The sequence below is a fragment of the Enterococcus sp. B2E4 genome (assembly GCF_030499455.1).
In the GTDB taxonomy this organism is placed as follows: Bacteria; Bacillota; Bacilli; order Lactobacillales; family Enterococcaceae; genus Enterococcus_D; species Enterococcus_D casseliflavus.
Map to the genome: position 1 here is coordinate 1 of NZ_JAUKPK010000048.1, position 1,413 is coordinate 1,413.

2 protein-coding genes and 1 pseudogene are annotated in these 1,413 nt (G+C 33.0%); all 3 read left to right on the forward strand.

All coding sequences use genetic code 11. The features are described from left to right. A pseudogene (locus Q1X33_RS16545) lies at positions 1 to 178 on the forward strand (Cro/Cl family transcriptional regulator); the annotation flags it as partial. Between the two features lie 48 nt (positions 179 to 226). Continuing rightward, positions 227 to 310, forward strand: coding sequence for a 23S rRNA methyltransferase attenuation leader peptide (locus Q1X33_RS16550; RefSeq protein WP_001814874.1), 84 nt, complete (start codon positions 227 to 229; stop codon positions 308 to 310). Between the two features lie 124 nt (positions 311 to 434). Beyond that, a complete protein-coding gene (gene erm(B), locus Q1X33_RS16555) occupies positions 435 to 1,172 on the forward strand; it encodes a 23S rRNA (adenine(2058)-N(6))-methyltransferase Erm(B) (protein WP_001038795.1) in 738 nt (245 codons plus the stop codon). Positions 1,173 to 1,413: the final 241 nt, after the last annotated feature.

Sequence of the window (1,413 nt, forward strand, 5' to 3'; positions counted from 1 at the left end):
AAAAGATATAATGGGAGATAAGACGGTTCGTGTTCGTGCTGACTTGCACCATATCATAAAAATCGAAACAGCAAAGAATGGCGGAAACGTAAAAGAAGTTATGGAAATAAGACTTAGAAGCAAACTTAAGAGTGTGTTGATAGTGCATTATCTTAAAATTTTGTATAATAGGAATTGAAGTTAAATTAGATGCTAAAAATTTGTAATTAAGAAGGAGGGATTCGTCATGTTGGTATTCCAAATGCGTAATGTAGATAAAACATCTACTGTTTTGAAACAGACTAAAAACAGTGATTACGCAGATAAATAAATACGTTAGATTAATTCCTACCAGTGACTAATCTTATGACTTTTTAAACAGATAACTAAAATTACAAACAAATCGTTTAACTTCTGTATTTGTTTATAGATGTAATCACTTCAGGAGAGATTACATGAACAAAAATATAAAATATTCTCAAAACTTTTTAACGAGTGAAAAAGTACTCAACCAAATAATAAAACAATTGAATTTAAAAGAAACCGATACCGTTTACGAAATTGGAACAGGTAAAGGGCATTTAACGACGAAACTGGCTAAAATAAGTAAACAGGTAACGTCTATTGAATTAGACAGTCATCTATTCAACTTATCGTCAGAAAAATTAAAACTGAATACTCGTGTCACTTTAATTCACCAAGATATTCTACAGTTTCAATTCCCTAACAAACAGAGGTATAAAATTGTTGGGAATATTCCTTACCATTTAAGCACACAAATTATTAAAAAAGTGGTTTTTGAAAGCCGTGCGTCTGACATCTATCTGATTGTTGAAGAAGGATTCTACAAGCGTACCTTGGATATTCACCGAACACTAGGGTTGCTCTTGCACACTCAAGTCTCGATTCAGCAATTGCTTAAGCTGCCAGCGGAATGCTTTCATCCTAAACCAAAAGTAAACAGTGTCTTAATAAAACTTACCCGCCATACCACAGATGTTCCAGATAAATATTGGAAGCTATATACGTACTTTGTTTCAAAATGGGTCAATCGAGAATATCGTCAACTGTTTACTAAAAATCAGTTTCATCAAGCAATGAAACACGCCAAAGTAAACAATTTAAGTACCATTACTTATGAGCAAGTATTGTCTATTTTTAATAGTTATCTATTATTTAACGGGAGGAAATAATTCTATGAGTCGCTTTTTTAAATTTGGAAAGTTACACGTTACTAAAGGGAATGGAGATAAATTATTAGATATACTACTGACAGCTTCCAAGAAGCTAAAGAGGTCCCTAGCGCCTACGGGGAATTTGTATCGATAAGGGGTACAAATTCCCACTAAGCGCTCGGGACCCCTTGTAGGAAAATGTCCTAAGTGTGGCAACAATATTGTATTAAAAAAATCGTTTTATGGTTGTTCAAATTAT

Bases quoted from the DNA above. Each gene is read 5' to 3' on its own strand.
- Q1X33_RS16550 (WP_001814874.1), top strand. From the start codon at position 227: ATGTTGGTATTCCAAATGCGTAATGTAGATAAAACATCTACTGTTTTG.